The sequence below is a fragment of the Mycobacterium sp. genome (genome assembly GCF_032162605.1).
In the GTDB taxonomy this organism is placed as follows: domain Bacteria; phylum Actinomycetota; class Actinomycetes; order Mycobacteriales; family Mycobacteriaceae; genus Mycobacterium.
In genome coordinates, this window is record NZ_JAVROT010000487.1 from 1 (window position 1) to 19,701 (window position 19,701).

23 protein-coding genes and 3 pseudogenes are annotated in these 19,701 nt (G+C 67.3%); 11 read left to right on the forward strand and 15 right to left on the reverse strand.

Annotated elements, in window-relative coordinates; all coding sequences use genetic code 11:
- Positions 1 to 149: 149 nt before the first annotated feature.
- From QOI01_RS26740 to QOI01_RS26750, 3 genes are read right to left on the reverse strand one after another with little or no spacing between them, the layout of a single operon-like run.
- Positions 150 to 770, reverse strand: a complete 621-nt coding sequence (locus QOI01_RS26740) for a TetR/AcrR family transcriptional regulator (RefSeq protein WP_526386183.1) — start codon at positions 768 to 770, stop codon at positions 150 to 152.
- 58 nt (positions 771 to 828) lie between these two features.
- Positions 829 to 1,635 (reverse strand): SDR family oxidoreductase, encoded by an 807-nt coding sequence (locus tag QOI01_RS26745; RefSeq protein WP_526386184.1) that lies wholly within the window; start codon positions 1,633 to 1,635, stop codon positions 829 to 831.
- Between the two features lie 9 nt (positions 1,636 to 1,644).
- Entirely contained in the window at positions 1,645 to 2,085 is a 441-nt protein-coding gene (locus QOI01_RS26750) for a hypothetical protein (protein WP_526386185.1), read from the reverse strand.
- A 12-nt stretch (positions 2,086 to 2,097) separates the two neighbouring features.
- Between QOI01_RS26750 and QOI01_RS26755 the strand changes: the two genes are divergently transcribed.
- Complete coding sequence (locus QOI01_RS26755) at positions 2,098 to 2,229, forward strand: hypothetical protein (protein WP_526386186.1); 132 nt, start codon at positions 2,098 to 2,100, stop codon at positions 2,227 to 2,229.
- Positions 2,230 to 2,302: 73 nt separating this feature from the next.
- Here the strand turns inward: QOI01_RS26755 and QOI01_RS26760 are convergent, their stop codons facing one another.
- Positions 2,303 to 2,884, reverse strand: a complete 582-nt coding sequence (locus tag QOI01_RS26760; protein ID WP_526386187.1) for a TetR/AcrR family transcriptional regulator C-terminal domain-containing protein — start codon at positions 2,882 to 2,884, stop codon at positions 2,303 to 2,305.
- A 275-nt stretch (positions 2,885 to 3,159) separates the two neighbouring features.
- On the opposite strand from QOI01_RS26760, the pseudogene QOI01_RS26765 reads away from it, so the two are divergent.
- Positions 3,160 to 3,630, forward strand: a pseudogene (locus QOI01_RS26765) (thiolase family protein); the annotation flags it as partial.
- Between the two features lie 2 nt (positions 3,631 to 3,632).
- A pseudogene (locus tag QOI01_RS26770) lies at positions 3,633 to 3,863 on the forward strand (CoA transferase); the annotation flags it as partial.
- Here QOI01_RS26770 and amaB read toward each other — a convergent pair.
- The 3 genes and pseudogenes from amaB to QOI01_RS26785 all read right to left on the reverse strand — a co-directional run bounded on the left by amaB (position 3,765) and on the right by QOI01_RS26785 (position 5,739).
- Complete coding sequence (gene amaB / locus QOI01_RS26775; RefSeq protein WP_526386188.1) at positions 3,765 to 5,291, reverse strand: L-piperidine-6-carboxylate dehydrogenase; 1,527 nt, start codon at positions 5,289 to 5,291, stop codon at positions 3,765 to 3,767. The pseudogene QOI01_RS26770 and the gene amaB sit on opposite strands and share 99 nt — an antisense overlap.
- 8 nt (positions 5,292 to 5,299) lie before the next feature.
- A pseudogene (locus QOI01_RS26780) lies at positions 5,300 to 5,617 on the reverse strand (2-oxoadipate dioxygenase/decarboxylase family protein); the annotation flags it as partial.
- Entirely contained in the window at positions 5,587 to 5,739 is a 153-nt protein-coding gene (locus tag QOI01_RS26785; protein ID WP_526386218.1) for a 2-oxoadipate dioxygenase/decarboxylase family protein, read from the reverse strand. The pseudogene QOI01_RS26780 and the gene QOI01_RS26785, both read right to left, overlap by 31 nt.
- 132 nt (positions 5,740 to 5,871) lie before the next feature.
- On the opposite strand from QOI01_RS26785, the gene QOI01_RS26790 reads away from it, so the two are divergent.
- On the forward strand, positions 5,872 to 6,324 hold the full coding sequence (locus tag QOI01_RS26790; RefSeq protein ID WP_526386215.1) for an Lrp/AsnC family transcriptional regulator: 453 nt from the start codon (positions 5,872 to 5,874) through the stop codon (positions 6,322 to 6,324).
- A gap of 52 nt (positions 6,325 to 6,376) precedes the next feature.
- The gene (gene lat, locus QOI01_RS26795) at positions 6,377 to 7,717 is read left to right on the forward strand and encodes an L-lysine 6-transaminase (protein ID WP_526386189.1); all 1,341 of its coding nucleotides are present in this window, start codon (positions 6,377 to 6,379) and stop codon (positions 7,715 to 7,717) included.
- A 98-nt stretch (positions 7,718 to 7,815) separates the two neighbouring features.
- On the opposite strand, the gene QOI01_RS26800 is transcribed toward lat, so the two are convergent.
- The 3 genes from QOI01_RS26800 to QOI01_RS26810 all read right to left on the reverse strand — a co-directional run bounded on the left by QOI01_RS26800 (position 7,816) and on the right by QOI01_RS26810 (position 12,035).
- On the reverse strand, positions 7,816 to 8,370 hold the full coding sequence (locus QOI01_RS26800) for a restriction endonuclease (RefSeq protein WP_526386216.1): 555 nt from the start codon (positions 8,368 to 8,370) through the stop codon (positions 7,816 to 7,818).
- A 170-nt stretch (positions 8,371 to 8,540) separates the two neighbouring features.
- Positions 8,541 to 11,138, reverse strand: a complete 2,598-nt coding sequence (locus QOI01_RS26805) for a molybdopterin-dependent oxidoreductase (RefSeq protein WP_526386217.1) — start codon at positions 11,136 to 11,138, stop codon at positions 8,541 to 8,543.
- 72 nt (positions 11,139 to 11,210) lie between these two features.
- On the reverse strand, positions 11,211 to 12,035 hold the full coding sequence (locus tag QOI01_RS26810; protein ID WP_526386190.1) for an FAD binding domain-containing protein: 825 nt from the start codon (positions 12,033 to 12,035) through the stop codon (positions 11,211 to 11,213).
- A 143-nt stretch (positions 12,036 to 12,178) separates the two neighbouring features.
- Here QOI01_RS26810 and QOI01_RS26815 point away from each other — a divergent pair, with 143 nt between their 5' ends.
- On the forward strand, positions 12,179 to 12,604 hold the full coding sequence (locus QOI01_RS26815; protein WP_526386191.1) for an SRPBCC family protein: 426 nt from the start codon (positions 12,179 to 12,181) through the stop codon (positions 12,602 to 12,604).
- Positions 12,601 to 12,927 carry an ArsR/SmtB family transcription factor gene (locus QOI01_RS26820; protein ID WP_526386192.1) on the forward strand — a complete coding sequence of 109 codons (327 nt, stop codon included), beginning with the start codon at positions 12,601 to 12,603 and terminating at the stop codon, positions 12,925 to 12,927. Before QOI01_RS26815 ends, QOI01_RS26820 begins: the two co-directional genes overlap by 4 nt.
- 83 nt (positions 12,928 to 13,010) lie before the next feature.
- Here QOI01_RS26820 and mbp1 read toward each other — a convergent pair whose 3' ends face one another.
- A complete protein-coding gene (mbp1, locus tag QOI01_RS26825; RefSeq protein WP_526386193.1) occupies positions 13,011 to 13,247 on the reverse strand; it encodes a microaggregate-binding protein 1 in 237 nt (78 codons plus the stop codon).
- 423 nt (positions 13,248 to 13,670) lie between these two features.
- Here mbp1 and QOI01_RS26830 point away from each other — a divergent pair, with 423 nt between their 5' ends.
- Positions 13,671 to 14,105, forward strand: coding sequence for an ATP-binding protein (locus QOI01_RS26830; RefSeq protein WP_526386194.1), 435 nt, complete (start codon positions 13,671 to 13,673; stop codon positions 14,103 to 14,105).
- A complete protein-coding gene (locus tag QOI01_RS26835; protein ID WP_526386195.1) occupies positions 14,102 to 14,890 on the forward strand; it encodes an RNA polymerase sigma factor SigF in 789 nt (262 codons plus the stop codon). Before QOI01_RS26830 ends, QOI01_RS26835 begins: the two co-directional genes overlap by 4 nt.
- On the opposite strand, the gene pucL is transcribed toward QOI01_RS26835, so the two are convergent.
- The 4 genes from pucL to pbuX form a co-directional block, all read right to left on the reverse strand.
- Positions 14,891 to 15,790 (reverse strand): factor-independent urate hydroxylase, encoded by a 900-nt coding sequence (gene pucL / locus QOI01_RS26840; protein WP_526386196.1) that lies wholly within the window; start codon positions 15,788 to 15,790, stop codon positions 14,891 to 14,893.
- 3 nt (positions 15,791 to 15,793) lie between these two features.
- Positions 15,794 to 16,114, reverse strand: a complete 321-nt coding sequence (uraH, locus tag QOI01_RS26845; RefSeq protein WP_526386197.1) for a hydroxyisourate hydrolase — start codon at positions 16,112 to 16,114, stop codon at positions 15,794 to 15,796.
- An 88-nt stretch (positions 16,115 to 16,202) separates the two neighbouring features.
- Complete coding sequence (uraD, locus tag QOI01_RS26850) at positions 16,203 to 16,712, reverse strand: 2-oxo-4-hydroxy-4-carboxy-5-ureidoimidazoline decarboxylase (protein ID WP_526386198.1); 510 nt, start codon at positions 16,710 to 16,712, stop codon at positions 16,203 to 16,205.
- On the reverse strand, positions 16,713 to 18,632 hold the full coding sequence (gene pbuX, locus QOI01_RS26855; RefSeq protein WP_526386199.1) for a PbuX/PucJ/PucK family nucleobase permease: 1,920 nt from the start codon (positions 18,630 to 18,632) through the stop codon (positions 16,713 to 16,715).
- A gap of 33 nt (positions 18,633 to 18,665) precedes the next feature.
- Here pbuX and QOI01_RS26860 point away from each other — a divergent pair, with 33 nt between their 5' ends.
- A complete protein-coding gene (locus QOI01_RS26860; RefSeq protein WP_526386200.1) occupies positions 18,666 to 19,211 on the forward strand; it encodes a nucleotidyltransferase family protein in 546 nt (181 codons plus the stop codon).
- Between the two features lie 131 nt (positions 19,212 to 19,342).
- Complete coding sequence (locus QOI01_RS26865) at positions 19,343 to 19,681, forward strand: Lsr2 dimerization domain-containing protein (protein WP_526386201.1); 339 nt, start codon at positions 19,343 to 19,345, stop codon at positions 19,679 to 19,681.
- Positions 19,682 to 19,701 lie beyond the last annotated feature (20 nt).

Genomic DNA, 19,701 nt, shown 5'->3' on the forward strand with positions numbered 1-19,701 from the left:
CTGCCCTCGCCTCGGCCTGCGCGGCGGTGGGTGCCGGGAAGGTGCCCGCGAACCACTCCCGCACGAGCGCGCTGAAGCGGCCCATCGGATCGGTGGTCTTGGGGGCCATCCCGCCATAGTGCCCGTACCCACCGACACCGGTGCCGAAGTCACCCGACGTCGGGGATCCCTGGCATGCGGGCGATGGCGTCGAGCAGCGAGTGCGCGCAGGCGTCGGCGACCTCGCCGGCGTCGATCGACGGGTCGATGATGCGCTGGCGACACATCTCGAAGGTGAAGGCCAGCCAGCCGTAGACGAGCACGCGGAGGTCGCGCTCCACCTTGGAGTCCAGCGGGCCGTCGAGTGCCGCGGTGACCCGGTCGGTGATTCGGTTGGCCTGCCGGTCGTTGTCGACGTCGTCGATGCCGCGCAGGACCGGGTCGGAACGTCCCATCCCCATGTGGGCCGCCCATGCGCCGTGCGGGTGGGCTTCGTCGTAGTGCAGGTAGGCGAGCACGCCCGCCCGCAGTTGTCCGAAGAGGCTCAACCCCGGTTGCGGAGACGTGTTGGTGGCCTCGAAGAGGCGCTCGCCCTCGGCTCGCACGACGGCGGCGAAGAACGCCCGCTTGTCCGGGAAGTAGTGGTACATCAGCGCCCGCGAGACGCCCGCCCGTTCGGCGATCTCGTCGATGCGGACCTCGTCGTAGGGCCGTTGGCCGAACACCTTGGCGCCAAGGGCGAGGAGCTCGCTTCGCCTGTCCTCGGGGGACAGCCTTCTGCGATCGGGCACCCCGACATCGTAATTGACAGATGTCCAACAGCCGCAGCGGCGGCCTCAACGCACTGGATCAACCGAGCGTGCCCTGGTAGCGGCGCATGCCCGCGATCCATCGCTCGTAGTCCGACCCCTTCTGGCGGTACATGTCGAGCACCGCGGGGTGCGGGAGCACCAGGAACTCGCCGTTGCGGACGGCTTCGACCGTCAACGCGGCCACCCGGTCCGGCCCCATCACCTCACCGGCGCTCGCTACCGCTGCCCCCGCCATCCGCGCGGCCGGGTCTGCCGACGAGAGGATCTCGTTGAGCAAGGGTGTGTCGACGCCCATCGGGCAGACGCACGAGACGCCGATTCCGTTGCCGCCGTATGTAATCGACAGCCACTCGGCGAAACCGACGGCGGCGTGCTTGGTGACGGAGTAGCCGGCTGCGCCGATCTGCGTGAGTAACCCCGCCGCGGACGCGACACTGACGAAGTAGCCTCCGCCGCGCTGGAGCCATTCGGGCACCAGGGCCTTCGCCGCCCGAACGTGAGCGCGCAGATTGACGTCGATGATGCGGTCCCAGTCCCCTTCGTCGTCGCCGAGGCCGGGCGCGCCGATGATCCCCGCATTGGCGACGTACAGGTCGACGGGCCCAAATTCGTCGCGCGCCGAGTCGATCAGCGCCGCAATGCCGTCGACCGATGCGGCGTCGGCAACCACTCCGACGGCGGCCGAACCGGTGGACCTGATGCGCGCGGCGGTTTCCTGGGCGCCCGCCCCATCGAGATCGCCCGCGACCACGGAGGCTCCTGCTGAGGCAAACGACGTTGCGAGTGCGCGCCCGATTCCGGACCCGGCGCCGGTGATGACGGCAACGCTGCCCTTGATCTTCATGGACCCTGTCTACCGCACAGTTTCGGTCAGACCCTCGCGCGCTCCCATGCGTCGGGTCAGAAAGTCGACTTGCAGATGGATGGCGCAGAGGACGAGCAGGGGGAACACGCCGAGCCACAGGCTTCGGACCCGCACCTCGTCCGAGACGTCGGTCCGGATCAGCCGGACCCAGCCGCAGAAGACGATGGCACCGGCGATGACGGCGGCGAACTCCACACCGAAGATGAACGCGTTGTCTCCCCAGTACCGGGTGTCGGCCAATCCGTACTGCCACCACAACCACTTCCAGCCGGGGTCGTCGGTGGGCGCCCAGACTCCGAAGAGGTGGCCGACCAGGAACGCCAGCTCGTAGGTCAGCTGGCTGAACGCGGTGAACGGCAGATAGACCAGGGTGAGTTCGGCCGCGGTCTCCAGGCGTGGCCGGTTCTCGCCAGGGGCATTCCAGAACACACGACGGGAACCGTGACGAGTGGGAGCGCCAGGGTGATGTTCCCGATCACGTCCAAGGTCATGGTCGCATGCAGCACGCCGAGCCCGGTGTCGATCGTCGTGATCGCCATGGCCACGCTCGTGAAGATGGTCGCGCCGAGATAGATCCTCAATCGATGTGGAGCGAACGGGCGCGCGAGATTCGGCCCAGGGGAGGACAAGAGGGATTCGGTGACCATCAGCTGCCCGAACTCCCGGCGAGAACACGCTCCAGTCCTGAGATGACCACTGTCAGGTTGAAGTCGAGCTGCCCGGAGTCCTGGCCCATGCCCTCGCCGGACGCAACGACTTGACGAAGCATCGGGTAGTCATCCACTGCCGCACTCTGCAAGGCGCTGGCCACCTCGGGCACGTTCGGATGAACGCGATTCTGAGCGGTGAGCACTGCGGCACGCCCGGCCGTGTACGCCGTCTCGGTGATCAGGGTCAACGCCCGACCCGCCTGGTCGACGTCGAAGCCGGCGTCGACCAATGCCCGTAGGACGCACTCGACCGGAGCAAGTGCTCCCAATCCGCTGGCCGCGGGGAGGTGAAAAGAGGTCGCCAGCACCCCGAGTTGGGTGAACGCATCGCGCAACGCCGAGGCGTACGAGCGGGTCACCACCCGCCAGTCGCCGCCGGCGGGCAGCTCGACGCGGTAGAGCTCGGACTCGAACACGTCCAATGCGACGAGTTCTCGCAGACCCTCGCGATCGCCGACGTGGTAGTTGAGCGCCTTCGGGTCCACGCCCAGTGCGTCGGCTACCGCCTGCATCGTCATCGATTCCGGCGGTAAATCCCTTGCCGCCGAGACGATCCGCTCACGACTAATCTGGCGAGGGCGACCCCGTGGCCGGGTCACCGCAGCGACGCTCGTCGCGCCAGTCGTCTTCACTGCTTCGCTCCGCACCCGCCCAGTGTAGGTTTTTTCCCGTTCGGGAGTGCGTAAACGCGCAATGGGCTAGCGTGCGAAGGGTGTCAGTTGCCGAGGCGTGGATTCTCGACGTCGTCCGAACGCCGCGCGGCAAGGGCCGTGCCGACGGCGGACTGCATGGGATCCACCCGCAGGCTCTACTCGCGCAGTGCCTAGGGGCACTGAGCGCCCGCATCGGGTTCGAACCGGTCGACGTCGACGACGTGATCGCCGGCAACGGAATCCTGGCCGCCGACCACGGTGACGACATCGCCCGTCTCTCGCTGCTCCTGGCCGGGTGGCCGGAGACGGTGCCGGGAATGACGCTGAACCGCTTCTGCGGTTCCGGTCAACAGGCGATCACCGTCGCGGCGATGGGGGTGGCCAGCGGTGTCCAGGATCTGGTGGTCGCCGGCGGCGTCGAATCGATGTCGCGATGGAACCTGACCGCTGGGTCCGTGACGATCGACGGTGCAAACCCAGCCTTTCGTCAGTTGTATCCAACTGTACCGCAAGATGTTTCGGCTGATCTCATCGCCACGCTCGAGGCCTTCACGCGCGAGGACGTCGACGCTTTCGCAGTCGAGAGCCAACGGCGGGCCGCGGCGGCCGTGTCGTCGGATTGTTCGAGACCGTGCAGACCAAGCACGGTCCAGTGCGCTTTCCCGGTGTGCCGACCTGGTTTTCGCGCACCCCTGGCCGGGTGGCCGGGCCTGCGCCCTAGTTGGGCGCCGACACGGCCGAGGTGCTAGCCGAAGTGGACGCCCTGGGCGAGCGGGAGTTCGGAGCTGTAGTTGACGGTGTTGGTAGCGCGCCGCATGTAGGCCTTCCAGGAGTCGGACCCTGACTCCCGGCCGCCGCCGGTCTGCTTCTCGCCGCCGAACGCGCCGCCGATCTCGGCGCCCGAAGTGCCGATGTTGACGTTGGCGATGCCGCAGTCCGAGCCGTCGGCGGCCATGAATGTCTCGGCCTCCCGCATGTCGGTGGTGAAGATAGCCGACGAAAGACCCTGTGGCACGGCATTGTTCAGCGCGATCGCCTCATCGAGAGAATCATAGGTCAACACGTACAGGATCGGTGCGAACGTTTCGTCGTGGACCACCGCCGTCTGGGCAGGCATCCGCACCACCGCGGGTTCGACGTAGAAGGATCCCTCACCGAGGTCGCGACGCTCGCCACCGATGACCTCGCCCCCGTCGGCGCGAGCCTTCTCCAGGGCGCCGACCATATCGCGGTAGGACCTCTCGTGGATCAGCGGCCCGACGAGGGTGCCGCCGGCAGACGGATCACCGATCGGCAGGCTGCGGTACGCCGTGGTGACGCGCTCGACGAGGGCGTCGGCGACGGAGCTGTGCGCGATCACCCGTCGTAGCGTGGTGCAGCGCTGGCCTGCGGTACCTGCCGCGGAGAACACGATGCCGCGGACGGCCAGGTCGAGGTCCGCCGACGGCGTCACGATGGCGGCGTTGTTGCCGCCGAGTTCCAGCAGCGACTTGCCGAATCGCTGTGCCACCCGCGGGCCCACCTGCTGGCCCATCCGCACCGATCCGGTCGCACTGACCAGGGCGACACGTGGGTCGTCGACAAGCAGCTCGCCGATCTCCCTGCCGCCCTGGATGAGTCGGCAAACATTGCCCACGGCCCCAACATCGGAGGCGGCCCGCTCGATGAGGGCCTGACACGCGATGGCGGTCAGTGGCGTGAGCTCCGAGGGCTTCCACACCACGGTGTCACCGCACACCAGCGCCACCGCGGTGTTCCACGCCCACACCGCGACGGGAAAGTTGAAGGCGGTGATGACGCCGACGACGCCGAGCGGATGCCACGTCTCCATCAGCCGGTGGCCGGGCCGCTCGGAGGCGATGGTGCGCCCATACAACTGCCGCGAGAGGCCGACGGCGAACTGGCAGATGTCGATCATCTCCTGGACCTCGCCGAGCGCCTCCGAGGTGATCTTCCCCGCCTCGATGGTGACCAGCGTGGCCAGATCGGCCTTGTGCTCGACGAGCAGTTCACCAAGCCGGGCGACGAGAGCGCCGCGGACGGGGGCGGGGGTGACCCGCCACGCCGCGAAGGCTCGAGCCGCGTCGGCGATGGCCTCGTCGGCCCCGCGGGTGGTGGTCTCGGTGAAGGTGAAGAGTACGTCGCCGGTGATCGGGGTGCTGGCCTGCAGGCCGTGGCCGCCGGGTGCACCGAGCTCGATCGCCGAGCCGACGGCCTTCAACGCGGTGCGGGCCCGGTCGCGAAGCTCGTCGGCGGTCGGGAGGGCGCTCATTTGGTTGGTCACGATGCTGCTTTCTCGTAGAGGTCGTACGGGTCGTGAACGTGATGGCCGATGGCGCCGGCCATCCAGTCGGCGCTGTAGCCGGATCGGTCGTCGGCATCGACTGCGGCGGCGTCGCCGTCCAGGTTGGACCGGAAGATTCCTGCCGCCGATGTCGGCAGGAAGTCCTCGTAGACAACGGGTTTGCCTGCGTCCCCGCCGCCGTAGTAGGCGAGGCCGCTGGCTGCCATCTCGGCGCCGGTGGCGGGGAAGTGCTCGGCCCAGGAGGCCGCCGGATCCGGACAGCTCACGGCGGCGTCGTACCGCTCGCGACCCTTGCGCGGCGATTGACCTCGGTGGCGACGTCCACCAGCGTCGTATAAGCGGGTACCTCGGTGCCGTACATTCGTGACAGCGCGGCCGCGAATCGCGTCCGCAGCTCTGAGGTCGGGACGTTCATGCCGTCGGCACATTTCCCCGGGTGGCTACGCTCTCCCCCGCAAGCGGGGGGACCCCCAGCACCGGACCGCTCCCCGGGTCGCTCCGCTCCTGCCCGCCGGATCCCCTGCGATAGTCTCCGGCCATGGCCGACGTGGCGGAGGAGCTCGACGAGATCGACCGGATCCTGGTGCGTGAACTGGTGGCCGACGGGCGGGCCACGCTGGCGCAGCTCGCCGCGAGCGCAGGCCTGTCGGTGTCCGCGGTCCAATCGCGCGTGCGCCGGCTGGAGACCCGTGGCGTCGTGATGGGGTACCAGGCGCGCATCGACCCCGAGGCCGTCGGGAACATGCTGTCGGCGTTCGTGTCCATCACACCCCTTGATCCCTCTCAACCCGATGATGCGCCCGCCCGGCTCGAACACATCGAGGCCATCGTGTCGTGTCACTCGGTGGCCGGGGACGAGAGCTACGTCCTCTTGGTGCGTGTCCGGTCGGCGCGCGCGCTCGAAGACCTACTGCAACAGATAAGGACGGCGGCGAACGTCCGCACCCGAAGCACCATAATCTTACAGACTTTTTACGAGGGTCGCGACTTCGTGCCGTAGTAAATCCTGTTTTGGGGCGTGCGGGCCGTAAATAATCCGTTAAGATGGCGCTATGACCGCAGTCCTGCCTTCACGTGACCTGAGCCTCGCCACCTCCGTGGCGCCCGACGACGTGCGCAAGGTGCTGAGTCGCAGCATCCTCGCCGATGGGCTCGACCTCGTCCTCGACCTCGACCGGTCGGCTGGCTCGTATCTCGTCGATGCCCGCACCGGCGAGCGCTATCTGGACATGTTCACGTTCTTCGCATCGTCCGCGCTGGGCATGAACCACCCGGCTCTTGCCGGTGACCCGGCGTTGCGCGCCGAGCTCGCCGCGGCCGCCGTGAACAAGCCGAGCAACTCCGACGTCTACAGCGTTCCGATGGCCCGTTTCGTCGACACCTTCCGGCGCGTGCTCGGCGACCCCGCCCTGCCACACCTGTTCTTCGTCGACGGCGGCGCGCTGGCCGTCGAGAACGCCCTGAAGGTCGCGTTCGACTGGAAGAGCCACCTCAACGAGAGCCGGGGTCTGGATCCGGCACTCGGGACGAAGGTGCTGCACCTTCATGGCGCGTTCCACGGCCGCAGCGGGTACACGATGTCGCTGACCAACACCGACCCCAACAAGGTGGCCCGCTTCCCGAAGTTCGACTGGCCGCGCATCGACGCCCCGTACCTGCGGCCCGGCGCGAACATGGCCGAGTTGGAGGCCGAGGCGCTGCGGCAGGCCCGCGCCGCGTTCGAGGCCAACCCGCACGACGTCGCCTGCTTCATCGCCGAGCCGATTCAGGGGGAGGGCGGCGACCGGCACTTCCGGGGCGAGTTCTTCGCCGCGATGCGGAAGTTGTGCGACGAGTTCGACGCCCTTCTCATCTTCGACGAGGTTCAGACCGGCTGCGGGATGACCGGAACGGCTTGGACCTACCAGCAATTGGGCGTGCTGCCCGACGTCGTCGCATTCGGCAAGAAGACCCAGGTGTGCGGTGTGATGGCAGGCAGACGCGTCGATGACGTGGCCGACAACGTCTTCAACGTCAGCTCGCGGATCAACTCCACCTGGGGCGGCAACCTGACGGACATGGTGCGCTCGCGTCGCATCCTCGAAACCATTGAGGCCGAGGGCCTCATCGATCGGGCCGCCGACATCGGACGCCATCTCCTCGACCGGTTGCGGGACCTCGCCGCCGAGTTCCCCGCGCTGGTGGTCGATCCGCGCGGGCGCGGCCTCATGTGCGCGTTCGGCATGCCGACGGCGGCTCAGCGCGACGAGTTGATTACCGAGCTGTGGGACCGTCGTGTGATCATGCTGGCCAGCGGACCGGACAGCGTTCGGTTCCGGCCCGCGCTCACCGCATCGCGGAGCGAGATCGACGCCGCCGTTGACGCGGTGCGCGCGGTGCTCGCCGGCATGTAGGTAGCTCACTTTCTGCCGCGAGCGTGCGTGTCTGCGCGCGACACGCCGCGGCGAAATGGCACGAGGCGCACGCTCGCGGCGTCGGTTCTACGCGGGCTCTAGTGATCGATGGCGTCCGGCGCGGTGAGGCGGCGGATCGTCGACCCCAGCCGGGTGAGCTCCTCGCCGCCGACCAGCACGCACCCATGCAGCTCCGCGAGTCTGCGGGCGGCAGGGGTGAAGCCGTGATTGGTCACCACCATGGTCCGCGTGCAGTCCTGCATCGGGGCACCCGCCACCACCTCCTGCACTGCGCTGGTGCCGACCGGTCGGGCCTGCCGCTTGCATTGAACGGCAAGTCGATTCGGCCGACGGCCGACGATGAGATCCACGCCCCAGTCGCCGGACAGCGGTGTCATGATGACCGGAGCCCCACACCCCCGGGCAATGCGCGCCACGTAATCCTCGAACTCCAGACCGGACATGGCCTGCTGCGCGGCACCGGGGCTTTCGCGGGAGCCGGGAGTGCTCGCACCTCGGAGCATTCCGATGACGAATCTCGGTGTCACGGCGACGACGACCGGTGCGAGGATGCCGATCGCAGCACTCCACGGAAGGCTGACGCCCGACAGGTGCGCTGCCACTCCTGCGGCGACGCCCAAGGCGGCGTACATCTTCAGTCGTGTCGTCCCACGTGCCACGAACGCATGGTAGGCCCCGGCGCCGACATTCCCTCCGCGCGAGCGTGCACCTTTTGCCATGTCGCCACGGCGTGTCGCGTGCAGACACGCACGCTCGCGGGGATGGGGAGGGTCGCGTTCAGGGGTGGCAGACGTGTCAGCCGTTACTGCAACGCGCGCCAGACCCGGGCGGGCGTCATGGGCAATTGGCGCAGTCGCGCGCCGCACGCCCGGGCGATGGCGTTGGCCAACGCGGGAGCCACCGGGTTGTACGGCGACTCGCTCATCGACTTGGCGCCGAACGGCCCGAGCATGTCGTAGGTGTCGGCGAAGTACACCTCGGTGACGGGGAGGTCGGCCAACTGCGGAATGTGGTAATTGCGTAAGTCCTTGGTGGTGACTGCGCCGTCGGGGCCGGTGCGCATCTCCTCGTACAGCGCAGTCCCGATGGCCTGCGCGACGCCGCCCTCGACCTGGCCGCGGCACTGCTCGGGATTCATCACCACTCCCGCGTCCGCGGCCTGCACCGACTGCAGGATGCGCACCTCACCCGTCTGGACGTTGACCGCGACCCGGAACCCGTGCACGTTGAAGGCGACCGACCTGGGAGTGCCGTCGTGGTAACCGCGGCCGACGAGCGGCCGCGAGTCGGGAGTGGCCTCGATCGCCGACCGCAGCTCGCGGCAGGCGGCCTGCACCGCAAGCCCTGCCACCACGGTGCCGGCCGAGCCGAACGCGCCGGAGTCATAAACCGTTGCATCCGTGTCGGATTGGCGCAGGCGCACGCGGTCGGCACCGATGCCGAGCTCGGACGCGACGATCTGGGTATGGACGGTGGAGGTTCCGTTGCCGAACTCCGCCGTGCCGACCGACACGGTGTAGTCACCGTCGGCGTCCAGTGAGACGGACGCGTCGGCGAAGTGGCCGCGTGGCGGGATCGTCGCGATCATCGCGATGGCCATGCCCTCGCCAATGCGCCACTGTGCGCCCTCGGGCGGTGCCGTGCCGTCCACGGAGGCCAGTGCTTTCTGTGCGAGATCGAGACACTGGTCAAGGCCGTAGCTTCCAAACGTCAGGTCGTCGTCGGCCACGTGCGAGTCGACGAACGGGTCACCGGGCGCCACGACGTTGCGCCGCCGCAGCTCGAAGGGGTCGATGTCGAGCCGCTGCGCCAGCTCGTCCAGCGCGGACTCCACGGCGAAGATCACCTGCCCGAGGCCATATCCGCGGAAGGCGCCCGAGGGAATGTTGTTGGTGTACACCGCTTGTGCATCGACACGCTTGTTCGCGCACCGGTAGATCGCAATCGACTCGCCGCACCCATGGAACATCACACCGGGGCTGTGGTTGCCGTAAGCGCCCGCATCCACCAGCACGTCCACCGCCAATGCGGTCAAGATACCGTCCGCACCCGCCGCAACGGTGGCGTCCACGCGGAACGGGTGCCGACACGGTGCGGTGGTGAATTCGTCGATGCGGCTGAACTCGTAGCGCACCGGCTGTCCCAGTCGAAGCACCGCGAGTGCGACGAGATCCTCGGTGAGCATCTCCTGCTTGCCGCCGAACCCGCCCCCGACCCGGCGGGTAAATACGTGCACCTGCGTGCGGTCCAGGCCGAAGACTTGGCACAGCTCGTCGCGGACCAGGAAGGGCACCTGCGAGCTGGTGCGAATAACCAAACGCCCCTCGTCATCTCGCCATCCTGTGCTGCCATGGGTCTCCAGGTGTGCGTGTTGGACGCGCTGCGTCGTCCACCGCCCGGCGACGACGGCGCCCCCAGAATCGCGCGCCGCGGCCAAACCGGCCTCGACGTCCCCGACGCCACCGTGCAGTTCGGCGACCAGGTTGCGGGAGACGTCTGCAATGCGGGCAGCGGACCCCTTGTCTCCGTGCACGAGCGGCGCGCCGGCGGTCCGCGCGGCCTCCGGATCGAACACGGCGGGCAGCTCGGAGTACTCGACCTGGATTGCGCGGCAGGCATTGTCGGCCAGTGCGGGGGTGTCGGCGATGACGGCGGCGACTCGCTGACCGACGAATCGAACGGTGTCGTCGAGGACGAACGAGTCGTCGGGATCATCGGCCCGGCTGTCGTGTCGTGCCGTCGAGAACGCGACGGCAGGGCTGTCGCGATGAGTCAGCACCAGCCGTACGCCCGGAATCTGCTCGGCTGCGGTGGTGTCGATCGACGTGATTCGGGCGTGCGGCAGCGGACTGTGCAGCACCGCCATGTGGAGCAGGCCTTCTGGGGTGTGGTCCATCGTGTACTGCTCCGTGCCCGTGGCGACGCGCATGCCGGCGGGGGCGCCCACGGAATCACCTGCGCCCCCGGCTTTCTTGGTGTTGACAGCGCCGGCTAGGGCATCGGTGATTGCCCGGTATCCGGTGCACCTGCACAGGTTTCCCTTGAGGTTCTCGGGAAGGTCGTCGAGCTGGTCGGGAGTCAGTGCGGACGTCGTGGTGATCATGCCCGCGGTGCAGAATCCACACTGGAATCCCCCGGCCTCGACGAACCTCCGCTGCATCGGATGCGGTCTGGCGGGCGTGCCGAGGCCCGCGACCGTCGTGACGTCGTGCCCGGATGCGCGGAACGCGGGGAACACGCACGAGTGCACGGGTGAGCCGTCCACCAGCACCGAGCACGCGCCGCAGTCACCCGCATCGCAGCCCTTCTTGACGTCGAAGTGGCCGTGGTCACGAAGGTACGTTCGTAGGCACTGCCCCGGCCACGGATCATCCTGCAGCGCTTTGCCGTTGACGATCATCATGCGCGATCCCGCTTCGCTTCTCGCTCGATCATCATGCGCGATCCCGCTTCGCTTCTCGCTCGACGACGGTCACGAGAGCTCCTCGCAGACCTGCTCCGCCAGCAGCAGACTCATGGCGCACCGCCAGTCGGGATCGCCGTGCGGGTCGTCGGTCCACGCGTCGTCGGGAATGCCTGCGTGCGCCCGTCGCACCTCCTCCACGTGGGACGGGGACGGGAAGGTGAAGACGTAAGGCCGGACCGTCGCCGCGGTCACCGACAGCACCAACGTCCCGTCTGGGTCGAGGCGGCCGATCACGACGATGCCGGAGCGGCCCAACGGCGACGGCGCGAGCTTGCGGTAGGCGGTGCGGCCCCGGAGCGCCGACGACGGCAGATGCACCGAGCGAAGCACGTCGCCAGTGGCCAGAACGTTGGCCGACGAGCCGGTCACGAACTCCGTGATCGCCATCCGGTAGTCGGCGCCGTCGGCACGCCACACCACGACCTCGCCGCCGAGCGCGGACGTCAAGGAGATCATCGAGCCCGCCGGGAACGACAGACATATGTTGCCCCCCACCGTCGCGGTACGCCAGATCTTGAACGACGCCAGCAGCGCGGTGCAGCACTGGTGGAACAGGGGAGCGGCCTGCCATTGCGGACGTGTCACCGGCAGGCGTGTGGACAACTCCGACACCTGCGCCAGGGTGCACGTGGCGGCGAGCTCGATTCCGTCGTCGCGCAGCCTGATCGCGGGCCAGTCCAACCGATTGAGGTCGACCAGCCGTCGAAGTCGCGGCTGTGGTTCGGAGAACAGCCACGTGCCGCCTGCCACCACGGCATCCGACGGACCGAGCGGCCACAGTTCGTCGCGTCGCCTCGGCGTGCTGACCGTCTCGACGGTGTTGAGGTCCACCGATCGACGGTAGTCAAGCGCGACGCTCGCCGCATGCGCAGGGACGCCGGCGGCCCGCGATATGCAACTTGGGGGTTGCATGACGCCGATGCAATGTGCAACTCTGGAGTTGCAACCAATTGATCAACGAGGAGACTGGACCCATGGCGGAACTCGACATCACCCGCAGCATCGACATCAAGGCACCCCTGGACAAGGTGTGGGCGGCCATCACCGAGCCCGACCTCATCGCCCAATGGTTCGGCGAGACCGCAGAGTTCGACGCGACCCCCGGCGGGAGGGGTTCGTTCGGCTGGCCGGAGCACGGTCCATTCCGGATCGCGATCGAACACGTCGACAAACCGAAGACGCTGGTCTACCGGTGGGCCCGTGACGTGGGAGTCGACCCCGTGGCGGGCAACTCGACGCTCGTCCGATTCGATCTCACCGAGATCGCCGGCGGTACGCGGCTGGACCTGGTTGAGACCGGTTTCGAGGAACTCGACGACCCGCAGGCGGCGCAGGCAGGCAACGTCGAAGGCTGGCTGGCCGAGCTCGGCGAACTCGTGGAGTTCGTGGAATCGCGGTGACGAACGGCACCGCGGGGGTGCCCGCGGTTCTCTCGGTGCTGGCCGACGAAACCCGCTGGCACATCCTGTCCGAGATCGGCGGCGCTGATCTATCGGCGAGTGCGCTGGCCGGCCGACTGCCCGTCAGCCGCCAGGCCATCGCCAAACACCTGGCCGTGTTGGCCGACGCCGGACTCGTCGAGCACGTCCGGGTAGGCCGTGAGATCCGTTACCGCGCAGTCGGAGCCCGCCTGGGTTGGCTCGCCGCCGAACTGGAGGCGATCGGCAGGAACTGGGACCGGCGCCTCGCGGCGATCAAGCGCATCGCCGAGACGGCGGATTGAGTCGCCTGGGGTTGTCTCAACCCAGAAGAAGGCCCGGCCGGGTTGTTCCGACCGGGCCTTCTTCGAGCGAGGTATCGTGAAAACTACTGCTCTGCCTTCTGGCGAGCCTCGGCTGCGGCGGCGCCCCCACGGGCGGCCTCCGCTTCGCCTTCCTTCTTGGCGACGTCGCGCTCGGCCTCGGCCTTGTCCTGCTGCGCCTTGCCTTCGCGGATGAGGTCGTCGCGGCCCGTCACGGTGCCTGCGACTTCCTTCCCCTTGCCCTTGACGTCTTCGACGACGCCCTTGATGCCAGCTTCGGGGCCAGTGTCCTTGTCAGTCATGGATACCTCTCATATCGTCCACCACTCTGGAGTGCCGTCCGCCCACGTCTTGAGCTCGGCAAGCCCGTCGAGGGCTTTACGTGGTGGCTTCGCGTGCCCCCGTAGGCTGCCCGGGCGGGTGATCGGCTAAACGGACTGCGGCGCGCGTCATGTTGCGGGGCGCACGAATGACGTTGTTTTCGACGGGATCCGAGGCAGATCGCCTCAGTGCGTCACACAGGGTTTAAGCGTGGGCAGGCTGGGCACACATGGCTGGAATGATTTAGGTGAATCGGTCGGGAGGCGTGAAGTACAACGTGATCACACACGCGGTGACGACCTCCCCCCGTTGCTCTGTGTCACAGATGACTGGTGATCAGAGCGCTGGTGGTTAGCTCGGAACCAGTTCGGGGTAATCTCGCGTCGAGATCAGTTGGAGGGCGTGTGTCAGATGGTCAAGACGACCACGGCGGAGGGCATCGCAGCCCACGATCCGTCGAGGTCCGAGTCGCGGCGAAGCTGGAGAACCTGGCGGTGTTGCGCACGGTTGTCGGCGCCGTCGGGACGTACGAGGATCTCGACTTCGACAGCGTCGCGGACCTTCGTCTGGCCGTCGACGAGGCCTGTACCCGGTTGATCAGGTCGGCCACCCCGGACGCGATGCTCGTCCTGGTGGTGCACCCGTTGGAGGAGCAACTCGTCGTCGACGTGTCTGCGACGTGCTCGTCACCCGACATCGTGGTGCCCGGCAGCTTCAGTTGGCACGTCCTCACTTCTCTGACCGATGAGGTCAGCACTTTCAACGACGGGCATGGGACCGAGGACGCTCAAGTCTTCGGCATCTCCATGACGACGAACCGAGCGAGCTCACTGAGGTGACCACGCCGTCCTCTCGGAGTTCGGCGTCGCGGTCGAACTCTGAATACGCGGACGTGGTCGACATGTTCCGCACGTTGCAGGAGCTGCCGGAGGGCTCCGCGAAGTTCACCCGGCAGCGTGACTCCATCGTGGAACGGTGCCTGCCGCTTGCCGATCACATCGCCCGCCGGTTCGACGGTCGCGGTGAACCGCGTGATGACCTCGTGCAGGTGGCCAGGGTCGGGCTGGTGAACGCCGTGATCCGGTTCAACGTGGATGCAGGTTCGGACTTCGTGTCCTTCGCCGTGCCGACCATCATGGGTGAGGTTCGACGTCACTTCCGAGACAACAGCTGGTCAGTTAAGGTGCCCCGGCGGCTCAAGGAGCTTCATCTGCGCCTTGGCGCCGCCACGGCCGAACTTTCGCAGCGGCTCGGTCGCGCCCCCACACCGTCGGAACTCGCCACGGAACTGGAGATCGACCGCGAGGAAATCGTCGAAGGGCTCGTCGCGGGCAGCTCTTACAACACACTCTCGATCGACGGGGCAGGCGGTGGCTCCGAAGAGGCTCCCGCGATCGCGGACACCCTCGGCGACGTCGACCTCAATCTCGATCAGATCGAGAATCGGGAATCGCTGCGCCCCTTGCTCGCCAGCCTTCCCGAACGCGAGCGGCAGGTGCTGCTGCTCCGGTTCTTCGAGTCGATGACGCAGACGCAGATCGCGGAGCGGGTGGGCATCTCGCAGATGCACGTGTCGCGACTGCTCGCGAAATCTTTGGCGCGGCTGAGGGATCAGCTCGAATAGCTAGGACAGCCAGCCCTGGTAGACATCCCACGCCGGGCCCGCCGAGGGGGCGTCGTCCCGGGTCACCGTCGCCTGGATCAGGCCGTAGGGACGGTCGTCGGCGTTGAACACTTCCTTGTCGTTTTCCAGTCCGAAGGGCGACAGGTCGTAGACGAAGTGGTGTTTGTTCGGCGCCGCCAGTCGCACCTCGGCGATGGTCGGGTACGTCTCGAGCACGGCCTTGCCCATCTCGAAGAGGGTCTGTTGCAATGCCAGTGACTGGACGACGGCGAACTGTTTCACCAGCTGCGCCTTGATGCCTGTGAACGTTGTCTCCCAGTCTATTTCGGTAGTGGTAAAGCGCCACTGCGCCACCAGCGAGGTGGCCATGACGCGGTCGTGGGTCGGTTCGAGAATCGTATAGTCGTCCTTTAGGAACCCGGCGAATTCCGAACCGGTGGACTTCAGGATGACCATGTCCTTGAGGCCGCCGACCACCCATTCGCCGCCGGCGTCGACGGTTATCGCGGCGGTGCGCACTTCCTGCCCCTTCCGGATCCAGGTGTAGTCGTGCTCGGCGCCGTCGACGATCGCACGCTCCCAGGCGTATTCGTCGATCTCGATGCGTGCACCCGTCACCGGCCCGACGTCGCTGACGAAGTGTCGGGCCAGCGCGAGGCCGTAGTTCTCGATGGACACCAGACCCTTGTCGTTGGCATAGGCGTACGCGGTCTGCTTCTGCGTGTCGGTGGGCAGAACCTCGGATTGATCGCCCGCTAGATGCGCGGCGCTGAAATCGCCTCGTAGGCAAGTAGATACGTTGATGTCGTGGATCTCGTGCCGTGGGGTGTCGCGATGGATCCGGACGACGCGGTTCTCCGCCTTGCCGTACTGGTTCTTGCCCAGAATGATCTTGGACATCGCTCAACTCCCTCGGTAGGTGGAATAGGCATACGGCGAGAGCAGTACCGGGACGTGGTAGTTGCCACCCGCATCGGTGATCTCGAACGCGACGACGATTTCGGGATAGAAGCTGGGGATGTCCAGTCCGGCGAAGTAGGACCCCGTATCGAAGTGAAGGCGGTATATCCCGGCGGTGAGGGCATCGCCCAGCTTCGCGACGCGTCCGTCGCCGTCGGTGGCTGCGGTGATCACGGCCACGCCGACGGCGTCGGTCAAGGTGACGGTGATGCCCGCGGCGGGCCGGCCGGAGACGGCGTCGAGAACGTGCGTGGAGAGGCTCATGGCGTCCATCCTCTTGCCGAGTGGCCACTTGGGACACGCGAAGCCGCGAAAACCGTGCAACAAGTGGCCACTCGGCGCGAAAGACCGGTCACGAAGCGGGCTCGCTCAACAGCCGTTCCAGCCGCAGACGATTGATCTTGGCCAGCTCGCTGCGCATCACGCGGCGCTCGGTGTCGGCGTCGTTGTCCAGCCGGTCGGCGAGGATGGCGAGCAGCTCCTCTGCCGAGCGGCCACTGGCGCACACCAGGTAGACGTAGCCGAACTTGGCGTCGTACTCCCGGTTCTTGGCGGCCAGTTCGGCGCGGACGTCATCGTCGGCCTCGACCACGCGGGCCTGTTCGCGGGCCGACGACGCGTTGTCGACCTTCGCCCCGATCCGCGGATGGCCGTCCAGCGCTGCGTCGATCTCACCGTCGGGCAGCTCGGCGAGCACCCGGTCGGAGCGGTCGAGCAGGGCGTTCGCGTCGCGAAACGGACCACCCGCGAGTACCCGTCGCGCCCAGATGGTCGACGAGCACACGCCGAAGAGCAGATTCGCCCGCTGACGGTCGGTCAGCCGATTGAAGCCGTCCAAGCCGAGAGCGCCTTGCGTTGGCATCTACTGCAAGTCGTTGAGGCGACTGAACCGTGCGGCCGCGATCGGGCTCGCGTCGGCCACCAGGTCGTCGAAACGGTGGTTGGCGATCTTGGCGATCTCGATCAGCGCGAACGCCTTCTCGGCGGATGTCGAGTTGTCCATCCGCGACCAGCCGTTCTTGAGCACCCTGTCGAAGTGCTCGGTCTCGCGTGCGCAGATCACCAACGGGAACCCGAAGTGTTCGCGATATGCCCCGGCAAGCTCGACGACGTCGTTGTGCTCTTCCTCGGCCAAGTTGCTCAGCGCGACGTGGTCCACGGCGAGCGCGTGCCCGGTTTCGTCCTCGGCGCCCAGGTCGTGGAAGGCGTTGATCAACTGAAGCTGCTGCCCGGAGGACCCGGTCAGCACGGTGTCCTGGAATGCGTCTCGCAGCGCCCTGGGGTCGGCGAAGGGGCGCTGCTCGAAGGCGCGTTCGACGGCCCACGGAATGTCTTGCACCACATGCCCGAACACCTCGGTGAAGCGCTCCTTGGTCATCGAGTTCACTTCGTCGAGAGTAATGGTGCCGCCGCCTGCCACCCGAGGGCCCTTGCTGATGCCCAGGTGGAAGAACACGATGTTGAGCACGATGGCGGCGATGGCGCCGATGCTGATGCCGCTGCCGAACAGAAGGTCGATGCCAGTCGGCATCGCCTTGGCGACGTCGGGGTACGTGGTGACCCACAGCGCCAGGGCCAGGCTGGCGGTGACGATGATCAGGTTGCGGTGGTCGGTGAAGTCGACCTTGCCCAACGTCTGGATGCCGACGACCGCGACCGTGGCGAACAGAGTGAGTGCCGCGCCGCCCAGCACCGGGTTCGGGATCGACGACACGATCGCGGCCACCTTGGGCAGGAAACCCAGGATGATCATGATGACGCCCGCGGCGGCGACCACCCAGCGGCTCTTCACGCCGGTAAGTCGCACCAGGCCGACGTTCTCGGAGAACGCGGTGTACGGGAACGAGTTGAAGACACCGCCGATCGCGGTGGCCGGGCCGTCGGCGCGGAGCACGTTGCCGATGTCGGAGGCCTTGATCCGCTTGCCGACGATCTCGCCGGTCGCCATGGTGCTGCCCGTGGACTCGACCGCGGTGATCAGCAGGATGATGATCATCATGATGCACGCGACGAGGCCGAACTTGGGCATGCCGAACAGGAATGGCTGGGTGAACCCGATCGGGCCGGCCGCGCCGACCTTGTCGAAGTTCATGTCGCCGAGCGCGAAGGCCACTGCGCAGCCGATCACCAGGCCGAGCAGTACCGCGATGGTGGCGACGAAGCCGCGGAAGATGCGTTGGATGGCAACGATGATCGCGATGGTGCCGAGCGCGTAGAGCAGCCAGCGGATGCTGGTGGGGTCGTGCTCGTGGGTGTGCGGATTGGTGATGGCGTCGCCCGCCCCGACCGGGACGAGGCACAGTCCGATGATCGTGATGAGGGTGCCGGTCACCACCGGCGGGAAGTACCGCAGCAGCTTGACGAAGATCGGCGCGATCGCAAAGGTGGAGGCGCCCGCGACGATCACCGCCCCGTAGACGTAGAGGAGGCTGGCCGCGCCGCCGCCGTGGGCCAGCCCGATCGCGATGATCGGCGACACGCCCGCAAAGGTCACGCCCTGTAGCAGCGGTAGCCGGACCCCGACGTTCAGGAACCCGACGGCCTGGATGATCGAGGCGATCCCGCAGGTGAAGAGGTCCGCCGTGATGAGCTTGACCAGTTCTTCCTGGGGCAGATTGATGGCGCCGGCGATGATGATGGGCACCAGGACCGCGCCGGCATAGAACGCCACCACGTGCTGAAACCCATACAGCGCGAGCTTGGGGACGGGCAGCACCTCGTCGACCGGGTGCACTCGCCTCTTCTGGGCATTCGACGGCGGGGCCGACGCTGGGGTGGACACAGGTCAAGAATTGACCAGGTTCACAATGTTCGCATGTCGAAGGCGGGCTCCGTGGCAGGGGTATTGCTGGCAGCCGGGGCGGGGACGCGCTTCGGAATGCCGAAAGTGCTAGCAGACCAGGGGGACTGGCTGCGCTCAGCGGTCGATGCCTTGGCTCGGGGAGGTTGCGACGACGTGGTGGTGGTGCTGGGCGCGGCCATCGTCGACGTCCCCCCGCCCGCTCGTGCCGTGGTGGCAGCGGCCTGGGCGACCGGCGTCAGCGCGTCGGTGCGGACGGGGCTGGCCGCCATCGATGGCGCGGATCTCGCGGTACTGCATCTCGTCGACACCCCCGACGTCGGCGCCGACGTCGTTTCCCGCGTCCTCGGGATGGCCGCGTCGTCGGAATCTGGACTGGCGCGGGCCGCCTACGACGGGCGTCCTGGGCACCCCGTGGTCGTCGCGCGCAGGCACTGGGAGGCGTTGTCGGCGACGCTGCGCGGTGACGAGGGGGCGCGAGCGTTCCTCAAGGGCCGTGACGACGTGCTCGCCGTCGAGTGCGGTGACCTGGCATCGGGTGCCGACGTGGATCAACGCTGAGCAGTCACTCGGGTGGCGGGATGATATACAGGGAGCACGCAGGAACGGGGGAACGTCCTGCATGCGGTGGTCGGCAGCCGGCTTCCGGGGGGAGTGACGCCTACGGCGTCACGGGTCATGAAGGTTTTGCCATGGGGAAGAGCAAGACTGTCGCGCTGGTCGATGACATCGACGGCACGGCGGCAGACGAAATGGTCGAATTCGGCGTCGACGGCGTGCGCTACGAAATCGCCTTGTCCGCCGTGAACGCCGAGGCTCTGCGTCGCACGATCACGCAGTGGGCCGACCGCGGCCGGAAGCAGAACAGCCGCCCTCGGCACCTGACACGGGCCGACCCGTGGCGTAGCCACGTGAATTGTCGAGAGCGCGACGCCATCCGCGAATGGTGCGACAGCAACGGCTACAGCGTCGGCAGCCGTGGACCGCTTCCGTTCCACGTGGTGGACGCATACCGGGCTGCGAAGGGCTGAATGTGCTCGCTGAGCAGAGC

What these genes read in the sequence shown, in the direction of transcription:
- QOI01_RS26745 (WP_526386184.1), bottom strand. Translation starts at nt 1,635, where the DNA reads ATGAAGATCAAGGGCAGCGTTGCCGTCATCACCGGCGCCGGGTCCGGA.
- QOI01_RS26760 (WP_526386187.1), bottom strand. Translation starts at nt 2,884, where the DNA reads ATGACGATGCAGGCGGTAGCCGACGCACTGGGCGTGGACCCGAAGGCG.
- amaB (WP_526386188.1), bottom strand. Translation starts at nt 5,291, where the DNA reads ATGAGCGCCCTCCCGACCGCCGACGAGCTTCGCGACCGGGCCCGCACC.
- QOI01_RS26785 (WP_526386218.1), bottom strand. Translation starts at nt 5,739, where the DNA reads ATGAACGTCCCGACCTCAGAGCTGCGGACGCGATTCGCGGCCGCGCTG.
- lat (WP_526386189.1), top strand. Translation starts at nt 6,377, where the DNA reads ATGACCGCAGTCCTGCCTTCACGTGACCTGAGCCTCGCCACCTCCGTG.
- QOI01_RS26800 (WP_526386216.1), bottom strand. Translation starts at nt 8,370, where the DNA reads ATGTACGCCGCCTTGGGCGTCGCCGCAGGAGTGGCAGCGCACCTGTCG.
- QOI01_RS26805 (WP_526386217.1), bottom strand. Translation starts at nt 11,138, where the DNA reads ATGATCGTCAACGGCAAAGCGCTGCAGGATGATCCGTGGCCGGGGCAG.
- QOI01_RS26815 (WP_526386191.1), top strand. Translation starts at nt 12,179, where the DNA reads ATGGCGGAACTCGACATCACCCGCAGCATCGACATCAAGGCACCCCTG.
- mbp1 (WP_526386193.1), bottom strand. Translation starts at nt 13,247, where the DNA reads ATGACTGACAAGGACACTGGCCCCGAAGCTGGCATCAAGGGCGTCGTC.
- pucL (WP_526386196.1), bottom strand. Translation starts at nt 15,790, where the DNA reads ATGTCCAAGATCATTCTGGGCAAGAACCAGTACGGCAAGGCGGAGAAC.
- uraH (WP_526386197.1), bottom strand. Translation starts at nt 16,114, where the DNA reads ATGAGCCTCTCCACGCACGTTCTCGACGCCGTCTCCGGCCGGCCCGCC.
- uraD (WP_526386198.1), bottom strand. Translation starts at nt 16,712, where the DNA reads ATGCCAACGCAAGGCGCTCTCGGCTTGGACGGCTTCAATCGGCTGACC.
- QOI01_RS26860 (WP_526386200.1), top strand. Translation starts at nt 18,666, where the DNA reads ATGTCGAAGGCGGGCTCCGTGGCAGGGGTATTGCTGGCAGCCGGGGCG.
- QOI01_RS26865 (WP_526386201.1), top strand. Translation starts at nt 19,343, where the DNA reads ATGGGGAAGAGCAAGACTGTCGCGCTGGTCGATGACATCGACGGCACG.